This window comes from Streptomyces sp. AB3(2024) (assembly GCF_041862025.1).
Classification (GTDB): Bacteria; Actinomycetota; Actinomycetes; order Streptomycetales; family Streptomycetaceae; genus Streptomyces.
This window is the reverse complement of sequence record NZ_JBGWAB010000344.1, coordinates 1-476: the sequence shown is the minus strand read 5'-3', so window position 1 is coordinate 476 and position 476 is coordinate 1. Positions and strand designations below refer to the sequence as shown.

Here is a 476-nt window from a genome sequence, read left to right as displayed (position 1 = left end):
CCTCGAACTGCCGCTGAAGGAGGTTCTGTTCGGTTCTGATGCCGAGGTGTTGGACCGTACGGAGTTCACGCAGCCGGCGTTGTTCGCGGTGGAGGTGGCGTTGTTCCGGCTGCTGGAGTCGTGGGGTGTTAGGCCGGACTTCTTGTCGGGTCATTCGATCGGTGAGATCGCTGCCGCGCATGTGGCGGGGGTCTTGTCGCTGGAGGACGCGTGCACGCTGGTGGCCGCGCGCGGCCGGCTGATGCAGGCCCTGCCGGCCGGTGGCGTGATGATCGCGGTGCAGGCTTCGGAAGACGAGGTCCTGCCGCTGCTTTCCGATCGGGTGAGCATCGCTGCGGTCAACGGGCCGCGGTCGGTCGTGGTCGCGGGTGACGAGGATGCGGCGGTCAAGGTGGCCGAGGCCTTCCCGGACCGCAAGACCAAGCGGCTGACGGTCAGCCACGCGTTCCACTCGCCGCACATGGACGGGATGCTGG

At 67.6% G+C, this 476-nt stretch carries 1 protein-coding gene; it reads left to right on the top strand.

The features are described from left to right. Positions 1-476 (top strand): acyltransferase domain-containing protein (locus ACEPPI_RS40685; protein ID WP_373920267.1); only part of this gene is annotated, 476 nt, incomplete at both ends.